This is a genomic window from Candidatus Phytoplasma ziziphi, from assembly GCF_003640545.1.
In the GTDB taxonomy this organism is placed as follows: domain Bacteria; phylum Bacillota_I; class Bacilli_A; order Acholeplasmatales; family Acholeplasmataceae; genus Phytoplasma; species Phytoplasma ziziphi.
On the sequence record NZ_CP025121.1, the window covers coordinates 322,667 to 341,619 of the forward strand.

Consider the following 18,953-nt stretch of genomic DNA (forward strand, 5'->3'; position numbering starts at 1 on the left):
ATAAAAACTCCTATAGTTTTATATTAGATTTTATAGTTAATAAAGAAACCAAAAAAAGATTAATTTCTTTTTTTGGTTTGTATTCTGTCAAAGGAAATTATTTTTTCTCTTTAAATTCAGCGTCTACTACTTCATCTGGGTCAGAATTTTTGTCATTTTCTGGTTTATAATTATCATTATCAGAATTTTCTTTTGATTTTTCTTGAGCTTTTTGATAAGCTTTGACAGCTATTGACTGAGATTCTTTTTCTAAAAGACTCATTTTTTCTTTAATAATTGCGATATCTTCTGTTTTTAAAGCTTCTTCTAAATCTTTAATTTGTCCTTCGATTTTATTTTTTTCTTCCGGTTGAATTTCATCTTTTAAAGTGTCTAAAGATTTTTTAGTTTGGAAGATTAAGTTATTAGCTTCGTTTAAAGTATCAATTTTTTCTCTTTTGATTTTATCAGCTTCTGCATTTTCTTCTGCTTCTTTAATCATTCTTTTGATTTCTTCTTCTGATAGAGAACCACTACCTGAAATAGTAATTTTTTGTTCTTTGTTAGTTCCTAAATTTTTAGCTTTAACGGAAACAATACCATTAACGTCAATATCAAAAGTCACTTCTATTTGTGGAATTCCTCTTTGTGCAGCTTGGATTTCATCTAAACGGAAATTACCTAAAGTTTTGTTTTCTCTTGCTAAAGGTCTTTCGCCTTGTAAAACATGAATATCAACTGAAGTTTGATTATCTTCTGCAGTAGAAAATACTTGTTTAGCTGTTGTCGGAATTGTTGTATTTCTTTCAATTAATTTAGTAAAAACATTTCCTAAAGTTTCAATTCCTAATGAAAGCGGAGTCACATCTAAAAGAACGATATCTTTAACATCTCCTGATAAAATACCACCTTGAATAGAAGCGCCCATCGCAACTACTTCGTCAGGGTTAATACTTTTATTTAAAGTATTTTTATTTAATTCTTTTTTAACTAATTCTTGAACAGCTGGAATTCTAGTTGAACCGCCTACTAATAAAACTTGATGAATTTCTCCTGGAGTCATATCAGCATCTTTCAAAGCACGTTTTAAAGGAATTAAACAACGATCAACTAAATCTTGAGTTAATTCATTAAATTTAGCTCTTGTTAGATTATATTCAAAATGAATAGATTCGCCTACAGAATTTCCTTGTTCGTGTCTTTGAATCATTGTTAAAAATGGTAAAGAAATTTGAGCAGACATAGCATTACTTAATTCTTTTTTAGCATTTTCTGCAGCACTTTTTAATCTTTGCATTACAGATTTATCTTTACTTAAATCTACTAAATGTTCTTTTTTGATTTCTTTTAGTAAAAATTCAATGATTTTGTTATCAAAATCATCTCCACCCAAAAGATTATCTCCAGCAGTTGATAAAACAGAAAAATTACCTTCTGCTAAATTTAAAATAGAAACGTCGAAAGTTCCTCCGCCTAAGTCAAAAACTAAGATATTTTGTTCTTTTTCATTTTGTTTATCAATACCATAAGCTAAAGCGGCAGCTGTTGGTTCATTAATAATTCTTTTTACTTCTAAACCAGCAATTTTTCCAGCATCTTTTGTAGCTTGTCTTTGAGCATCATTAAAGTAAGCAGGCACAGTAATAATTGCATTTGTTACTTCCGCCCCTAAATAATCTTCAGCTTGTTTTTTTAAATTTCTTAAAATCATTGCACTTATTTCTTGAGGTGTATATTTTTTATCTTTAATATTAACTGTAAAATTTTTTTCTCCCATATGTCTTTTAATAGACAATATAGTATTTGGGTTAGTTAACATTTGTCTTTTAGCAACTTCACCTACTAAAATTTCATCATTTCTGAAAGCTACAATTGAAGGCGTAGTTCTTCCGCCTTCTGAATTGATAATAACTTTAGCTTCTTTCCCTTCCATAACAGAAACACAAGAATTAGTTGTTCCTAAGTCAATTCCAATAATTTTATTTGTTTTCATTTGAATTATCACTCCATTCATTGATTTTTACCATTGCTGGTTTAATAACTAAATCTTTGTATAAAAAACCTTTTTCTATAACTGCTAAGTTAATTCCATTTGGCTTATTTTTATCTGATATTTTTTCGATCGCATGATGAAATTCAGGATTAAATTTTTCGCCTAAAGCTTTAATTTCTTGAACGCCATCTTTATGTAAAATATCTTTTGTTTGTTTAAAAATCATTTTAAAACCTAATAAAAAATTTTTTAATAAAGGTTCTTCAGTAGTCATCTCTAAAGCTTTTTCTAATTGTTCTAAAGGGACTAACATTTCAGTAATTAAATTCATAGAAGCGTACTTCAAAGAATGAATTTTTTCTTTTTGAATTCTTTTTTGAAAATTTTCTAAATCTGCTTGATATTTCAATTTATCATTATCATATTTGTTAGTGATTTCCGATAAATTTTCTTGTAATTGTTTTTTTTCTATTTTTAATTTTTCAATTTCTTCTTCATTGTTAACTGATGTAGAACAATCATTAGTGCATTTTTGGCTATCTTCATCTTTTTTAAAAGGACATTTATTATTTTCTTTGCAACAGGAATTGTTTTTGCATGAGTCTTCTTGCTCACAAGTTCCTTCTTCTTTTTTACAATTATCTTGTGAACAACTTTCTTTTTCACAATTGCCTTTTGGACAATGTTTTTTTTGGCAATCTTCTTGTTTACAAGTTTCTTTTGCACAATTGTTTATATTCTCGTTTTTGTGATTTTTATCACAAGGACAGTTTTGGCAATTTTTATCTTTTTTTTCATTCATTTTATATCAAATAAAACTCCTTTTTATTTATTTTTTTCATATAAATGAGATATATGAGCTGATAAATATTCTAAAATAGGTATAATTTCTGAATATTTAATTACATTAGAGCCTAAAACAGCTATAAATCCTTTTTCATTTTCGTTAATATTGTAAGGAATAGAAACAAAAATAAATTTTTTATAAGGAATTAATCTAATTTGATTAGCTAATTTGCAAATTACTTCTTTCGAATCGTAAAAAAAATTATTTAATTTTTTTGTATTTAAAATTTCGCATATATCTTTAATATTTGTGATTTCTTGTTCCGTTTGAGAAGTTAAAAAATTAGAAATACCATAAAAAGAAGTATTATTATTATAAAATTTATAAAAAGCTTCTAAAAAAAATTGTATTAATTTTTCTTGATATTTAATATGTTTTTTGATTTGCTCTTGGCAAAGATCACTTTGGATAATTTTTAAAGCTTCGTTTAAATATTTATTGATTAATAAATTATTAAAAATGTCTACAATTATCTTTAAATCTTCCGCTTTAAATTCTTTATCTTCATCTAAAAAAATATTTTGATGTTGCAAATGACCTTTATTTGTAAGAACAAAAATAACTGCTTGTTGAGGATTAACAAAAATCAAATCAATTTTTTTAATTTTACTTGTTTTTAAAATATCAGGTTTGATATCTATAATAGCATGATTTGTCAAATTACATAATAATTTTAAAACTTCTTGAATAATTTTTTCTTTATTTGAATTTTTTTTTTGGATTATTTTTTCAAACAAAGTTAAAATTTCTTTATTTTCTGGCTTGCGAGTCATTAAATTATTAAGATAAAAAACATAACCTTTTAAAGAAGGAATTCTACCGCTAGATTTATGATTTTTTATTAAATAACCTTTTTCTTCTAATTGCAACATATCATAACGAATAGTAGCACTGGAAAATTTTAAATAAGGCACTTTAGATAAAAATTCAGAACCTATGGGTTTAACTTCTTTAGAGTAATTTTCGATAACAGCCTTTAAAATTAATCTTTTTCGATTCGAAAGCAATGCTCACACCTCTAGTGTCGATCAATTCTAGCACTCATTTATAATGACTGCTAATATTATTATATTATTTTTTTTATAAATGTCAATAATAAAAATTAATATTTTTACAAAAATAAATAAAAATTTTTTGAATATGCTTGTATTGATAAATAGAGATTTTTTTATTTTTTTGAAAGTAACTTTTATTATTGTCGATCTATTCTAGCACTCATTTATAATGACTGCTAATATTATTATATTATTTTTTTTATAAATGTCAATAATAAAAATTAATATTTTTGACAAAAAATAAATAAAAGTTATTTTAATTAATATATTATTAATAAGTAGAGAGTTTTGTAATTTTTAAATTGGTTATTAATTTATTTACTTGTTTATGATTGTAAAAACATATTATTGTATAGATTTTAAAAATTTAAAACAATAATTTAGAAAATGGAAAAGCACTTGAAAAATATGGATAGTATCGTTTTATCTTTTATAAATAAAAAAAGATTTATATTATTTTTTTTAATATTTCTGTTATTTTTATTTTTTTATTATAAATATTTATTTATTAAATATCAAAATCAAATTATTCAAAATGATTATAAAAAAAATCAAATTACATTTAATTTAAAAGATAAAGTTTTAGAAGAAAAGATTCAAATGATAGGAGACATGCAAAAAAAAATCCAAAATATCTTTGATTTTGAAAAAGATAAGCCATCCTTTATTTTGAAACCTCATCGTTTTAACAAAGGAGATGTAGTATATGCTTTTACTTTAGATATTTCGTCTCATATGGAACCTTTTCAAGAAGGTATTGTAAGTAAAAATTATGCTTTAAGTGATAATGAGTATTTACCTATTTCTATTAAAGGCGGAAATAATAAAATATTTTTTAATACTAAAGGAGAATTTATAGGTATTTCCGTGCCAAATCAAGATCCAAATATTATAATTAACCATATAATAACATCTAATTCTATTTTTTATTTTTTTAAATGTCAATTGAATTTAGAACAATCAGATTTATCTTCTGAAAAAGATATTGATATCAAAAATAAATATTATTTTTTGTTAGAAGTAGATAATAAGAAATATAAAATTTTTTTAAATCAAGAAGGATGGTTTTTAGGTTTTTATAATAGCTCATCTAAAATTGATTCTAAAAAAAATTTTTTAGATTATATTTTTGATAAGATAGCGTTAGATAAATGTCAAAATAATCAAGTGAATATCGAAAAGTCGAATTTACAACAAAAAAATAATTTAGAAAATACAAAATTAAATTATCCTTTCGATGAGGACATCCAAAATTTAAATAAAATTACTTTTTTGATTCAAGTCGGAAGTTTGATGCAAAATAAATTTTTAAGTTTAGGATCTGGTTTTATTTTTTGTGTTAAAGAAATAATGGAAAATAATGAAATATTTTATGATTATTATGTTTTAACTAATAGGCATGTATTGAAACAAGCTTCAAAATATTCATCAATAAAAATTGAACTTTTTAATATTTATTTTCAACAAGAGGCGGAAATGTTTGGTTTTATAAATAATCAAGATGTATATGATGATATAGCTATTTTGACTTTTAGAGATAAAAATACAAAAAAATTTGAAGAAATAAAAACAATTTTAGATAAAGTTTTACCTAAGAAAAAAATAAATGTTTATCAAGGAGAAGTTGTTTATAGTATGGGTTCTCAAATTACTCAAATTAAATCAAAAAAACTAACTTTTGATAATTTCAATACTCTTTCGCAAGATAAGGATTTATTTTTAAAACCAAATATTATTTGGGGGTTTAATTTATTAAAAAAAGGTAATATTGTTGATTATAATGAAAAAGAAATTTCTTTTGATATCCAAATTGATTCAGGTAATAGCGGAGGTCCTGTTTTTAATACTCATGGGGAAATTATAGGCATAAACAAAAGCGTTATTATAAGTGATTATGTGCCAGATAGAATTTCTCAATGTCTTAATATTGAGCATGTTAAACAAATATGTAATCGAATAATTGAATTGCATAAAAAAAATCCAATTAAAAAATTTTTTAAAATTTTACCAGAAGATTATGATTATTTAGAAAATGAATTAAATTCATTTCCTCCTTTTAATCAAAATCCAAATTTTTTAATAAAGAATAAAAATAATATTACTATTACAATCGAAGAATTATTAAATTATTTTCGAAATAAAAAAATAAAATCAATTATTTCTGAGTTAATAAAAGAAGAAAAAGAAATACAATTAAATATTAAGTTAGTAGTTATGTTTTATAAAAAAGAACAAATATTTTCTTTAAATCCTAAAAAAGAGCAAATAAAAATAATTTATAATGAACAAAAAAATAATATTATTTTTGAAAAAAAGGGCCCAAATAATTTAAATGAAATTAAAATTTATAATTTCGATGATATTCAATTAAAAGAACAACATGAACCCTTTATATCTTTAGAATTAGTTTATCCTCATGAATCAAATAATGATAATATGGAAATAAATGAAAAACGTAAATTTGATAATTTAAAGAAAATAAAAAATTCTTTAATTTTTTGGGATCAAAATGAAGAAATTAGCGGTAATGGGATTGTTTTTCAAAAAAAATCTTTACCAAATAATAATTTTTTATATTTTGTTTTATCTACTTATACAAATAATAAGAATAAATTATTATCGTTAATTGAACCGATTAAAAATATTTTTTCTAATGAAATCGAAATAACTATTTTTAATAATGATAATTATCAAAAAGAAAAAGGCCAAATTAACAGTTTTTTATTAGGACGTAATAATTTGATTTTAATAACTTTTGTATCTTCCAATAATTACGATATTATTCCGGCCAGATCTTCTAAAAATTTAAATTTAGGAGAAGAAATATTTTTTTTAACAAATAACTATAATGATAATTATTTTCCACAAATGTTTAAAGGTGTTGTAAGTTATAAAACAAATGATTTTGTCTTGTGTGATTCCGTATTTGATTTAAGGAATAAAAATAAAATTGCTAATCCTAAATTTAATTTTTTATATTTTGATAATGAAGGTAATTTTATAGGAGTTAATAATATTTTGGAAGAATCTAATAAATTACCACATAATTTTATTAAAGTTGCTTTATTAAAAGAAAAAGATATATTTGATTTTTTAAAAATATACAAATTAAAAGAAAATTTGACTTTAATTTTTTCTTGTTTATTTGTTCTTATTGTTATATTTATTGTTATTATTTATTCGAATTATCCTATAAAAAGAAAATTTTGATAATATTACACTTTCAAAAATATTGTTTGGTTGCCGCAAATTTATTTTTGATGTAAAAAAAATATATTAATAATAATTTAAAAGATATTCTAAATGATAAATTAATTTTTGAAAATCTTTTTTAGGATATTTATTTGGAAATTTATGTTTATAAATAGTACATAGGAATTACAACAATAAAATTGATTGTAATTATTAATTTCAGAGATGGATTATTTTTGTCCTTTTGCAAAGCACCAATGTAGAATTTATTATTATTTATTGAATGGCCTCAATAGTTTAAATGTTTAAAACACATTAAATGATTAAACTTTGAAAATTTTATTGATTTTGTAGCTATATTGATCAAATTGTCCATTTATCACGTATAATTACTTTTTGATATTTATAATAAATACTTGGAACATAAATTTCATTATTTACTGCTCTTCACTACTCTTTACTCTTCACTGCTTTTCACTGCTTTATTAAAATAAGACCTTTTGAAAATTACTAATTTGAAAAACCAAATTATTTATTTGAAAAAATAAATAGTTTGGTTTTTTTCTTTTATATAGGAAAAGGTAGAGCTTTGGTAATTTAAGTTTTTCAAATTTTAGTAATTTTGAAAAAGGCTTAAATTAATAAAGCAGTAAATTATTGCGTTTTTGTCGTTTTGTACGTCCCATAAAAGACGTTTAGCTTTTTTTACATAATTAGAAGCTTTTTTTGCTGGTTCCGAAATTTTTTCGTTAACTTCATTTTCAATTTTTTTAATTAATTTTGAATTTTTAGATTCAAAGTTTATTTCAGCGTTATATCCTAAATTATCTAATTCTTGTTCTACTGCTTCAAGAACACTAATAACTCCGTGTTTACGTTCACTAAGTTCATATTCATCTAATGAATAATCAACAGTACTGAAATATTGTGCTTCGTCAACAACAACGTTATCTTGTTTAGTCATTTTTTGATTTTTTTTATTTTGCATTGTGTTTCTCCTTTCTCATTTTTGATTTTTAAATTGTTAATTGTACTCAACAATTTAAAGAGAATATACATTTTCTTTAATTATGAAATAGGTAGAAAATTGGAGGGCTTAGATGGTTTTGCGAATAAAACCGAAAATAACAAAGAAAGCGCTAACTTTAAATTATTTTGTTCTAAATTTAAATCCATTTTTTTTAATTTAAAATATGCCGTACGCAAATTAAATTAAAAAAAACTTTGAAACGGATACCCTCTTTAAATTGTTGAATTAAGGTAAAAAAAACATTAATCTTGATTTTATGGGTGTTTTTATCTTTTTAGTTCTATTTTAGTTCTATTTTAGTTCTATTTTCTTTCAAAAAACATACTTTTTATATAAATTTTTATATATTTTCTATATAAATTTATATATTTTCAATAAAAATTCTTATTTTTTTATATAAATTCTTATTTTTTTAATAAAAATTCATATTTTTTTATATAAATTCTTATTTTTTTTAAAAAAATAATATAATATTCCTATTTTTTTTGATATTTAAGGTGTTATCATAAAAAATTTATTAAATATCATCCAAAATAGAAACATTATTTTTATTTTTTTATACAATACTAAAAATTAAGTTCTTTTTGTAGTATCTTTTGTGTCTTTTGTTTCAGTTGTGTTTGTATTTTTAGCTTCTAAGTCATTTAATCTTTTAAGTAATGCTTCTTGTACGTGTACGTTTTTATCTTTGTCAGGGTTAATTTTGTTAACGATGACATTTGTAGATTTGTCGTGGTCTTGGAATGGTAATTCGTTATTACGATACATTGCGATTAAACCAAAAATTGCGTAAACAGTACAAATAGCCAAGCCGACAGCCTTTAAAATTTCTTTTGTTGCTCTTTGAATTGCATTGTTATTAGCCATTTTATTTTATTTCCTTTCATGATTTATACATGACTTGGTTTTAGCTTTGTATCGGATTGTCTAGCCGATAAAATATTTAAAAATTCATTTAATGAATACTTAAAAATTCTTTTTTAATTTTGCTCGTACAATAAACCGAACATAAATTTTTAATTTGATTAATAATTTTAATTCCTTTGAAATTTTGCGAAATATCATTAAATGTAAAATGTTTTAATAAAGTTTCTAAATTTAAATTGCTACTAAAAAAAGTATTTAATTTATTTTCGCAACGATAAACTAAAATAGGCCCTAAAATTTCATCCCTAAAATAAATTGTTAAATGTTCCGCGCCGATATCATCTAAGAAAAGAACCGGAGTATTTTTTACAATATTTATTTTTGTTTCTATATCTTGGTCGTACCAATGTTGGGGAAATTGCCTAACAAAATCCGGCATATATAAAAATATAAAATCTTTTTCTTTTTGTAAATACCAATTTATAAAACCTTTCATCAAAAAAGTTTTATAAGTATTTAATGCTCCGTAAAGATAAATGCCGTTTTTTTCTTTAAACTGGTTAACTTTTCCCCATTGTTCCTTAGAAAATTCAATTTTAGATAAAATCGTATTAAAAAAATCTTTATCAATTTTTTTTATTTCTTCTAAATTTAAATTTTGATTAAATAAATTATGTACTGTCATAATATTTTCTTCATAAAGAGGCTTTTTAGTATCTTGATAAACAATTTGAATATAAGGTTTGGTTTTTAAAATCATTTTATGTTCGAATTCATCTATGTTCTTTTTATTTTTAAAATAATTTAACATCGTTTCTATATCTTTTGTATCGTAATCAACGCCAAATTTTAAATCTTTTGTCGTGGGGTCTTCTTGAATTTGTTTGATTATGCTTGTATCTATCATGGCGAAGCTTTTTTTATCTTCTTCTTGTTTATATTCGGTTTCTTTTCTTTGAAGCCGTTTTAATTCTTTTTGTTCCCATTCTCTTTTTTGTTCTTCTTCAATTATTTTTTTGATATTTTTTATGGCTTCATACATTGCTAAATAAAGACTTCGTTTCTTCTTCAACCATTTTTTCATGAGCGGTTAATTTTTTTTCAATTATTTTTTTAGAATATAAAATTTTATTAGTTGCATCAAAAATAAAATCTTTATTAAGGTTGATATCTTGTTTGATTTCAAAAGGAGGATTAGAAATTTTTTTAAAAATTTGATTGAAGTTGGGAACGTCGGAAGGATTCAAATATAAAACGCTGTTTTCTAAATTCAAATTGGTTTTTCCTTTTTCATTAGATAATAAAAGGACTCTAAAATAATTGTTAGTTAAATAATCCGTGATTTCTTTTAAATCATATTTATTTTTTTTAAACATATTTAATTTCTCCTTTACTATTTACTGCTTTGAATTAATATTTTATTCAAAATGATATTTAATAACTTCAAATTGTCTTATTTCTATACCATTTTTTAATACAGTAGCTGGATACATTGTTATTTCTTTTTTATCAGTTAAAAATTTTAATAATTTATTAAAATAAAAATCACAATCAATACAGCCATAATTTACATACCCAGTAATGATTTTGTAAATTTTCGCTATATCATCTTTTATTTTGAAATCATTAAATATTCTGTATGTGTCAAAAAGGTCATATACTTTGCATAAACACAGCGCATATGTTTTTAAATCATCTCCGACTACGACGTTTTCGGCGTTTTCAAGATTTAATGTAGTTTTGTATATTTTTTCTTTCAGTTTATTTAAAAAACTTAACTGTATTTCGCTTGTAAGTTTAAAATTTTCATTTGAATATTTTTTGTTGTTTATTTCTAATGCTTTATTTGTTTTGGCTACATTCATTTTTGTATTCTCTCAATCTTTTTTTTTAATCCTTGTATTTCATTTCTTAAATGAATATTTTTTATTTGTAATATCATGTTGTGTGCATTTACATCATTATTTTTGTTTTTTAATTTCAAATTACATTTTGATAAAATGAAATTTTGTGTTTTTAATCCGTTATTAGATTTTTTTAAATTGTCGCGTTCTTTTTTGATATTATTAACTTCTTCGTCGCGTTGTTTTGCGTATTTTTCTAAATCATTAACGAATGCATGGGCTAGCAATTCCGTATATATCATTTTTTTAAACTCCTAAATTTTCTTATTTCAAAAATATTTAATATTTCCTTTGATTCCCATGTATAGACAACAATTGAATACGTCTATTAATTTTTTTTATATTCGCTTGTCTCATAGCTAAAATTGTTTTTGTTGCTGTTCTTATGATTTCGCCGTTTTCCTCGTTTTTTTCTAATTTGATTATTAATGATTCTAAATGCGATATTACATTAGCTGTATCATTTATTTCAATTTTTAATCTAGCATTTTCAGTTAACGGTTTAAATGCGTCGTGTTTATCTTTATTTTCCATTTGATTTAAAACCTCTTTATTTTTGTTAATTTATTTTTGTAAAATTTTTTGTCTTAAAAAATATTTTTTTTATTTTGGAATTTCTTTGTTATAAAAAAATATTTTGTGTTGAACGCTTTCAAAATTTTAAACTCTTTTTTTCTTGTTCGGTTTTTTTCCTATATAAAAGAAAAAAAACCAAACTATTTATTTTTTCAAATAAATAATTTGGTTTCTCAAATTAGTAATTTTCAAAAGGTCTTATTTTACTAAAGCAGTAAAAAGCAGTAAAGAGCAGTTAAAAAGCGCTACCGTTTCGGCGGTTTAAGTTTTTAAATCAAAAAAGAAATAAAAATAATTTCAAGTTTTTGAAATTTAAAATTTGTATCTTTTTTTTAATAAATAAAAATTTATTGTAAGTTTTTATAATATACAAAACTTAAAAATTTAATTATTCCAATATTTAAAATATTGTTTTTTTATTTTATATTTGTTGTGTGTTAAATATTTATCTATTTCGTCGAATTCATATTTATTAATTTTTAAAAAATTATAAATATATTTAAGAGCTGTTTTGTTTAAATATTGGGTTGAATCTAAAATACTAAATTGACGAAAAGGATCATAAACACAAAGATAAAAAAATTTCTTCTTTTTTTCTTGTTCAATGAATCCAATAATACGCTGACATTTATCAATGTTTAATTTAATAAAATTTACTTCTTCTATTAAATGATGTTTATCTTTATTTAGAAACATTTTAATTTGTGTTGGATTTATAAAATGGCTCTCATTTTCAAAATTTTTATTTTTCAATGTTTCATTAAAAGATTCGATTATTTTATCCCAATCCAAAGATAAATGTTTAGATTCATGAATAATAATATCAATTTTTACTTTATTATCATCTAAATAATCGCTGACTTTTTTTATTTCCATTGAAAATGTTCGCCTTTTTCTTCGTAAAATTTCAAGATTCTTTTATCAGTAATTGGATTTAATGACCAGTCTTTAAAAAGAAAACTTCTTGTCCAAGGAGAATCGACTTCGTGCGTTAGCATAACTAAACGATTAGCAGTATAAGAACCATATTTTTTTAAAATATTATCCATAATTTGAATTTGTTGCGGTTTAAAACAAGATATATTAAAATTTTCAATAATTTTTAAATCTTTAGGAATTTTTTTTGTATATTCTAATGTTTTTAAATATAATTTTGGAGAACAAGGGCCATATTCCCAAGCTTCCCAATCGTTTTTAAAAAAAGGTTTTTTAAATTTGATTAAATGTTGACAATAAGCGAAAAAAACTAATTTTTGTAATTTCATTTTAGTATAATCTTTTTTATTTTGATTTCTAATTTATATATTGAGCTACATCTAAAATATTAATTTGTTGTTTTTCTTTTTTTATCATTTTAATTCACCTCTATTTTTATTTTACTTATATTTTGTATTTTATTAGATGATAATTTAAAATTTGATTAAGTTGTTTACCCATAAAGAACAGTAATAACTATGAGCGAGAGAAGAGGGGCTATTTTTTGTTTTTATATACAAAAAAATAATATTTAAGCATCTGGTTTTTCGATTTCGCAATTGCGATCTAACCATTTTTTTGCCAAAGTAGCCGCTAATGTATAAGAGTGATAATAAGATGATGATGATAATGGAGCTTCTAACTACGTTATATTTTTGTTTCGTTGTTGTTTGTTCTTCTTTTGTTTCTTTTTTCATATTTTTTTCTTGCTTTTTCATTTGATGTTTTTAAAGGTTTATTCCGCGTAATTTACCAATGATAATTATTAAAGATTTTATTTCTTTTATCTTTTCGTTGTTTATATTAAATTTTGAAATTTTTTAAAGTTTGCATAATAGTTAAATTTAATTAAAAAAAATAATAAAAAAAGATTATCAAATATTGATAATCTTTTAAATATTTTTAATGATTTCTAGAGTATTTTAAAAAAAGTTCCGCTTTTTGAATATGCTCGTTTTTTGAAGCCAATGGTTCAACATTAAATATAAGTTTGAATGAATTTGATACTTATTGTAGTACTACACTTCTTCCTCATAAACCTGATTATATGAAATAAATCTAAATTATTAAATTAAAAGAAATTATTTTTTTTAAAAATTTTATAATTATAAAAAAATATATATAATAAAAATATGATTAAAAAAGGACCAAAAGTTATGAAAAATATTAGAAAAAAATAATAAATTATAAAAAAACATTTATTTTTTCAACAATTACATTAATTCTTTTAATTTCTATTTCAATTTATTGCTTAATAAGCGAAAAAGAAAAAATAAGTAATCAATCAAGTTGTAGAAAATAAACAAATTACATGGAATCAGAATCCAAAAACTGAAGAAGAATATAATATAGCCCTACAAGAATGGAAAAATCAATGTCATTTCAAATCTAAGAATACATTTACTGGAAAGGAAATAGGTAATTTATTAGGAACTTCAAATCAAACTTTATATTGTTTTTATGATGCTACAATATTTCAAAAAAATAATAAAAAAACTGTCTATTCTTATTATGATAAAAATGAAAATTTTTATGTAATTCAATATTCTTTTAAAAATAATTATTGGTCTAATATTTATACTTTTGAAAATCTTCCTTCTATTGAAAAAATAAAAATTTCTGATCTAGATAAAGTTGAATTTAATGGTTATTTGGACACTACACCACCACCAGTTAAACTATCTCATATGAAATAATTTAAACAAAAAGAAGTTATTTATCAATTTCTTTTTTTTGCTTTAAAAATTTTGTAATTATAAAAAAATATATAACAAAAATATAATTTAAAAAGGATAAAAAGTTATGAAAAATATTAAAAAGAAAATAACAAATTATAAAAAAACATTTATTTTTTTAACAATTATATTATTTTGTTTAATTTCTCTTTCAATTTATTGTTTAACAAATAAAAAAGAAATTAAAATTATAGAAAACAAACATATTACATGGAATCAAACTCCATCAAATGAAGAAGAATATAATGAATCTTTACAACGATGGAAAAATCAATGTATATTTAAACAAGGAAACGAATATACTGGTGATGAAGTCAGAAATAAATTAGGTAAATCATGGAAAACTTTATATTGTTTAGATGGCGGTAATATAATAAAAGGGAATCTAAAAGAAGGGCATCTAAAAGTAGAATATAAGGTTTCCAGTTTGAAGGAAAATAATTATAATTTAGATTATTGTTATTTTTATAATTTATATAACGATGTTATGAATTTTAAAAGACCAATGGTAAGTTCGGATAATTCTATTTTTTTTAAAGATCCTTCTCCTATAAGATTAATTTTTACTTACGGATCGTTAATTAAATTTGACACCTATTGCGACACCACTCCTCCTCCGACTAAACCATCTCATATGAGATAATATAATTTTTATCAAAAAGAACTTATTCATTTAAGTTCTTTTTTATTTAAAAAGCGTTTAAATTCAAAAAAAAAAAAAAAGATATAATTAAAATAAATCAAAAAAAGGAAAAAAATATGCAAAATATCAAAAAATTAATTACAAATTATAAAAAAACATTTATTTTTTTAACAATTACATTAATTTTTTTGATCTCTGTTTCAATTTATTACTTAATAAGAGAAAAAGAAAAAATAAGTAATCAAGTTGTAGAAAATAAACAAATTACATGGAATCAGAATCCAAAAACTGAAGAAGAGTATAATATAGCATTAGAACAATGGAAAAACCAATGTTGTTTTCAATCAGGATCCACATATGTTGCTAGCACAATTGTAAGTAAATTAGGTAGCCCAAGTAAAACGGGTAAATTAACTAGGGAATTATATTGTTTAGATAGCGGTAATATATGGGTGCCGTCTCTTACAGTTGCATATGTTAATGCTATACCCGAAGAACAATTTAAATTAGATTATTGTTATTTTAAGAATTGGACTCTTGACGTTATTAATTTTACAAGAAAAGGTACTCCTTACGATAATTCCTTTTGTGGTTTTGGTGGAAACTCTCCCGCTTGCAGGTTAGTTTTTGATTCGGGATGGTCAATCAAATTTGACACCTATTGCGACACCACTCCTCCTCCGACTAAACCATCTCATATGAGATAATATAATTTTTATCAAAAAGAACTTATTCATTTAAGTTCTTTTTTATTTAAAAAGCGTTTAAATTCCAAAAAAAAAAAAAAAGATATAATAAAATATATCGGAAAGGTATATAAAAAAAATGAATTTAAAAAACACCAAAATAAATTAATTGTTATTGGCACTGTCGTTGTTGTATTCATCATTGGCTTAATTTGTGTTCTTTATAACAAACACACTGATGACGCTTCATCTCCATCTACTAAACCAAAACACGAAAATGCTCAACTTACTGAAAAAACAGATTCAAATGAAAAAATAAAAAGTTATGATCAATTACGATCAGAAAAATTGAAAAGATTAGAACAAGAAAAAAAACTTTTGTTGCTTGACATCGAAAACATAAAACCTAAAATTAAAAAGGCAAAAGACGAATTTATGGAAACTAAAAAACAATTAGAAGAAGTTAAACAATAGTTAAATGAATTGCAACCAGAAAAATACATTTCAGAAATATCTGGAAAAGGCGTAGAAGGAATAAATCAATCCGTTCGAGAAATGAACTCTTTATTAACACAAGCGCCTATTCAAAAGAGAAAATCATTGTTAGAGATGAAATTTATGCTTGATGAAAGTAGTTATAATAGTCTTAATCGAGAACTTGAATGCTTAACAAATTCGCTTGCTTTTGTTGAAAAACAAATCCAATTTCCTGATGAAATATTTTTTTTTAACGATTTTTAATAATTTGAAATAAATTATCAAGTAAAAAAACTTATTCATTTAAGTTCTTTTTTATTTAAAAATTAAACTTTAATCTTAAAGAATTAGATTAACTTATTTTTTTTTTTTTTTACAAAAACAAATATCAGAAAGAGAAAAAATATTATTAATCGGTACAGTCTAAAATAAACGTAATAATCAAAATTACCCCTAAAATCAAACTCAAAAACTAAAATTTGAGTTTGATTTTTTTTCATAATGGTTAAATTAAATTTAGGTGATTTTTCATCAGAGTATTATCTTTTGTTTTTTTATAGGTTTATATACGGTTATTTTTTTATTGATCCATCAGGATTGAAATGAGTTGTTTTGCTGATGTTGCCAGACGATTCGTATTCGTTGATGAAGTTTATTGTTTTACCGTCTGATTGGAAATCAGTATATTTTATTAGATTTCCATTGCTTGGATTGTATTCATAGTCTCCTTTTTTTGTTTTACCGTCTGATTGGTAATAAGTTAACTTAATTGCATTTCCATTAGATGGATTGTATTCATAGATATAATTTATTTTGTTTACGTTGGGTTGGTAATGAGTATATTTAATTTGTTTGCTAGTAGATGGATCAAATTCAGTGATGCATTTTATTGTTTCGCCGTCCGATTGATACTCAATTTTTAAATGTTTATTTTTTAAAGTCTTAATTAATTCTGTTAGTTGATTTAAAGTATTTTGAGTGGTTGTTAAAGTTTGTTCTTTGGTGTTTAAGTTATCTTGAATTGTTTTGAATGCTTGTTCTTTTGTTTTTAAATCGTTTTGAACAGTTTCTAACGCTTTTTCTTTTGTACTTAGATCATTTTTAATTGTTTCTAATTCTTGTTTTTGTTGATTTAATGCATTTTTAGTTTTAGTTAACGCATCTTCATTTTTTTGTTTTTGTTCTTCGAGTGTTTGTTGGTCTTTAATTGCCGTTTTAATGTTTATATCCGGATCCTGGTTGTCTTCTGAAACATGTGTTTTTTTAGTTTTTGGTGTGATTGGTTTGAAGAAACACCAGTAGATTAATGCACATCCACATATGATTAAGATTGTGTAAAGACAAAGATAAATTTTTTTTGTTTGTGGTTTCATATGTTATTTTAGTTCCTTTCTTTTTTAACTATAATAAAATCCTTTTTTATAATATTTTTTGATCCAATTTATATTTATATAAATATTTTTATTAAATTAAATTTTTTTAAAAAAAAAGACTTTTTAAGGTCTTTTTTATTTAGAATTTTTTATTTAGAAATTTTTTGTTTTCGCCAAACAAAAAAACCAACAGATGTAATTATCATAAGTATTATTATCGTCCATAACCATTTATTTTTAAAAAAAGAGGTATTTTCTGGATTGGATTCTGTAACTGTTTCGGAATTGTTAGTTGTATTATGATTTGTATTTTCTTTTTTTTCGACAGTAAAAGAAACTTTTATTTCTCCTGTGTTATTATTAGATTTAATTATAGCTTCAGTTTGGGTCGGATCATTATCTATTTTTAAAGAATGTGATTCTGTTAAATCTTTATTTAATGTTTTTATTTTCGTTATAACTTCATCTTTAGTAGGTTTTTGACCTGTTGTTTCTATTTTTCCTAAGTTTGTAGTTGTTAAAAATTTAGATAATGGTGTTTGTGTTTTTTTGACAGTAAAATAAACTTTCACTTCTCCCGTGTGCTCATTAGATTTAACTATAGCTTCAGTTTCGGTTGGGTCATTATCTATTTTTAAAGATTTTGATTCTTTTAAATCGTTATTTAATTCTTTTATTTTCACTATAATTTCATCTTTAGTAGGTTTTTGACCTGTTGTTTCTATTTGCCCTAAGTTTGTAGTTGTTAAAAATTTAGATAATTCTTTTTCTGCGAAAATCAATGAGGTATTAGAAATTAATAAAATAATTGAAATAAACAAAAAGAATAAATGTTTTAAATTTATTTTATTTTCAATTTTTTGCATTTTTGTTATATTTTAAACCTTTCATTAAAACGTATTTTTAAATAATATATTAAATTAAATATTTATTATTTTAAATAAAAAGTTTTTTATAATCAAATGAAAAAATAATGTAATTTATTTCTGTTTTCTTAATTTTCATTATTTTTGATAAATAATAATGTCAATTATATTTTTTTATTTATGTCTTTAATTAATATGTAGGCAAATACAATTTTTACTTTCTTTAATAATATCAATCAATCCATTAAAAGGTGTTTTTTTTGTTCTTGAAAAAAATCATCAATTTTTTTAGTAAATCATTTGTATTTATATATTTTATTATGAAAATTAAATTTTATTATAATTACAATTTTATTATATTTTTTAAATTAAATAATTTTATTTTTTTAAAATAAAATGAAGTTTTGATTTCATAAAGTTTATGTTTTTTAAATAATATATTAAAAAACAAAATAATGTGGAAAAGCTCAAACTTAAAAAACCTAATAAAAAATATTTATTTTTGATTACCATATTCATATTCGCACCTTTTTATATTTATTTTTAATATGTTTAAAATATAAATTAATAATAAATTAAACTAAAAATAAAATAAAAAAATAATTTGAATAATTTTTAAGAAGTAATTCTTAAATATTTATTTAATTTATTATAATAATAAATTAAATAAATTTAACAAATTTTATTAATTTTAAATATTTTTAATAAATTTAAGGATTCGCAAATATAAAATTATTCAAAATATTTTTTATAA

Annotated in this window: 20 protein-coding genes; 5 read left to right on the forward strand and 15 right to left on the reverse strand. The window is 22.2% G+C overall.

Annotated elements, in window-relative coordinates:
• Positions 1 to 97 precede the first annotated feature (97 nt).
• The 3 genes from dnaK to hrcA are packed head-to-tail and all read right to left on the reverse strand — an operon-like array spanning position 98 to position 3,826.
• Positions 98 to 1,993, reverse strand: coding sequence for a molecular chaperone DnaK (gene dnaK, locus CWO85_RS01695; protein WP_121463962.1), 1,896 nt, complete (start codon positions 1,991 to 1,993; stop codon positions 98 to 100).
• Complete coding sequence (locus CWO85_RS01700; RefSeq protein ID WP_121463963.1) at positions 1,959 to 2,774, reverse strand: nucleotide exchange factor GrpE; 816 nt, start codon at positions 2,772 to 2,774, stop codon at positions 1,959 to 1,961. Before CWO85_RS01700 ends, dnaK begins: the two co-directional genes overlap by 35 nt.
• Positions 2,775 to 2,797: 23 nt before the next feature.
• Positions 2,798 to 3,826: a heat-inducible transcriptional repressor HrcA gene (hrcA, locus tag CWO85_RS01705; protein ID WP_121463964.1), complete on the reverse strand. Its 1,029-nt coding sequence runs from the start codon at positions 3,824 to 3,826 to the stop codon at positions 2,798 to 2,800.
• A 456-nt stretch (positions 3,827 to 4,282) separates the two neighbouring features.
• On the opposite strand from hrcA, the gene CWO85_RS01710 reads away from it, so the two are divergent.
• Positions 4,283 to 7,084 (forward strand): trypsin-like peptidase domain-containing protein, encoded by a 2,802-nt coding sequence (locus tag CWO85_RS01710; protein ID WP_161554981.1) that lies wholly within the window; start codon positions 4,283 to 4,285, stop codon positions 7,082 to 7,084.
• A gap of 595 nt (positions 7,085 to 7,679) precedes the next feature.
• Here the strand turns inward: CWO85_RS01710 and CWO85_RS01715 are convergent.
• From CWO85_RS01715 to CWO85_RS03585, 10 genes are all read right to left on the reverse strand, one after another.
• A complete protein-coding gene (locus CWO85_RS01715; RefSeq protein WP_121463966.1) occupies positions 7,680 to 8,054 on the reverse strand; it encodes a hypothetical protein in 375 nt (124 codons plus the stop codon).
• Between the two features lie 615 nt (positions 8,055 to 8,669).
• Complete coding sequence (locus CWO85_RS01720) at positions 8,670 to 8,963, reverse strand: hypothetical protein (RefSeq protein WP_121463967.1); 294 nt, start codon at positions 8,961 to 8,963, stop codon at positions 8,670 to 8,672.
• Positions 8,964 to 9,051: 88 nt separating this feature from the next.
• A complete protein-coding gene (locus CWO85_RS01725) occupies positions 9,052 to 10,005 on the reverse strand; it encodes a hypothetical protein (RefSeq protein WP_121463968.1) in 954 nt (317 codons plus the stop codon).
• Positions 9,998 to 10,339 carry a hypothetical protein gene (locus CWO85_RS01730; RefSeq protein WP_121463969.1) on the reverse strand — a complete coding sequence of 114 codons (342 nt, stop codon included), beginning with the start codon at positions 10,337 to 10,339 and terminating at the stop codon, positions 9,998 to 10,000. The genes CWO85_RS01725 and CWO85_RS01730 overlap by 8 nt, the downstream gene beginning before the upstream one ends.
• 42 nt (positions 10,340 to 10,381) lie before the next feature.
• A complete protein-coding gene (locus tag CWO85_RS01735; protein WP_121463970.1) occupies positions 10,382 to 10,828 on the reverse strand; it encodes a hypothetical protein in 447 nt (148 codons plus the stop codon).
• Positions 10,825 to 11,109: a hypothetical protein gene (locus CWO85_RS01740; RefSeq protein WP_121463971.1), complete on the reverse strand. Its 285-nt coding sequence runs from the start codon at positions 11,107 to 11,109 to the stop codon at positions 10,825 to 10,827. The genes CWO85_RS01735 and CWO85_RS01740 overlap by 4 nt, the downstream gene beginning before the upstream one ends.
• 37 nt (positions 11,110 to 11,146) lie before the next feature.
• Positions 11,147 to 11,401, reverse strand: coding sequence for a hypothetical protein (locus CWO85_RS01745; protein WP_121463972.1), 255 nt, complete (start codon positions 11,399 to 11,401; stop codon positions 11,147 to 11,149).
• A 426-nt stretch (positions 11,402 to 11,827) separates the two neighbouring features.
• On the reverse strand, positions 11,828 to 12,319 hold the full coding sequence (locus CWO85_RS01750) for a hypothetical protein (protein ID WP_121463973.1): 492 nt from the start codon (positions 12,317 to 12,319) through the stop codon (positions 11,828 to 11,830).
• On the reverse strand, positions 12,310 to 12,708 hold the full coding sequence (locus CWO85_RS01755; protein ID WP_121463974.1) for a Panacea domain-containing protein: 399 nt from the start codon (positions 12,706 to 12,708) through the stop codon (positions 12,310 to 12,312). Before CWO85_RS01755 ends, CWO85_RS01750 begins: the two co-directional genes overlap by 10 nt.
• Positions 12,709 to 12,852: 144 nt before the next feature.
• Positions 12,853 to 13,137, reverse strand: a complete 285-nt coding sequence (locus tag CWO85_RS03585) for a hypothetical protein (RefSeq protein ID WP_152031103.1) — start codon at positions 13,135 to 13,137, stop codon at positions 12,853 to 12,855.
• A gap of 1,084 nt (positions 13,138 to 14,221) precedes the next feature.
• Between CWO85_RS03585 and CWO85_RS01760 the strand changes: the two genes are divergently transcribed.
• From CWO85_RS01760 to CWO85_RS01770, 4 genes are all read left to right on the forward strand, one after another.
• Positions 14,222 to 14,797 (forward strand): hypothetical protein, encoded by a 576-nt coding sequence (locus CWO85_RS01760; RefSeq protein WP_121463975.1) that lies wholly within the window; start codon positions 14,222 to 14,224, stop codon positions 14,795 to 14,797.
• 116 nt (positions 14,798 to 14,913) lie between these two features.
• Positions 14,914 to 15,504 carry a hypothetical protein gene (locus CWO85_RS01765; protein WP_121463976.1) on the forward strand — a complete coding sequence of 197 codons (591 nt, stop codon included), beginning with the start codon at positions 14,914 to 14,916 and terminating at the stop codon, positions 15,502 to 15,504.
• Between the two features lie 327 nt (positions 15,505 to 15,831).
• Positions 15,832 to 15,957: a hypothetical protein gene (locus tag CWO85_RS03815; protein ID WP_268876789.1), complete on the forward strand. Its 126-nt coding sequence runs from the start codon at positions 15,832 to 15,834 to the stop codon at positions 15,955 to 15,957.
• A gap of 9 nt (positions 15,958 to 15,966) precedes the next feature.
• Positions 15,967 to 16,224 carry a hypothetical protein gene (locus tag CWO85_RS01770; protein ID WP_121463977.1) on the forward strand — a complete coding sequence of 86 codons (258 nt, stop codon included), beginning with the start codon at positions 15,967 to 15,969 and terminating at the stop codon, positions 16,222 to 16,224.
• 308 nt (positions 16,225 to 16,532) lie between these two features.
• On the opposite strand, the gene CWO85_RS01775 is transcribed toward CWO85_RS01770, so the two are convergent.
• Positions 16,533 to 17,333 (reverse strand): DUF2963 domain-containing protein, encoded by an 801-nt coding sequence (locus CWO85_RS01775; protein ID WP_121463978.1) that lies wholly within the window; start codon positions 17,331 to 17,333, stop codon positions 16,533 to 16,535.
• Between the two features lie 149 nt (positions 17,334 to 17,482).
• Complete coding sequence (locus tag CWO85_RS01780; protein ID WP_121463979.1) at positions 17,483 to 18,199, reverse strand: hypothetical protein; 717 nt, start codon at positions 18,197 to 18,199, stop codon at positions 17,483 to 17,485.
• Between the last annotated feature and the right edge of the window lie 754 nt (positions 18,200 to 18,953).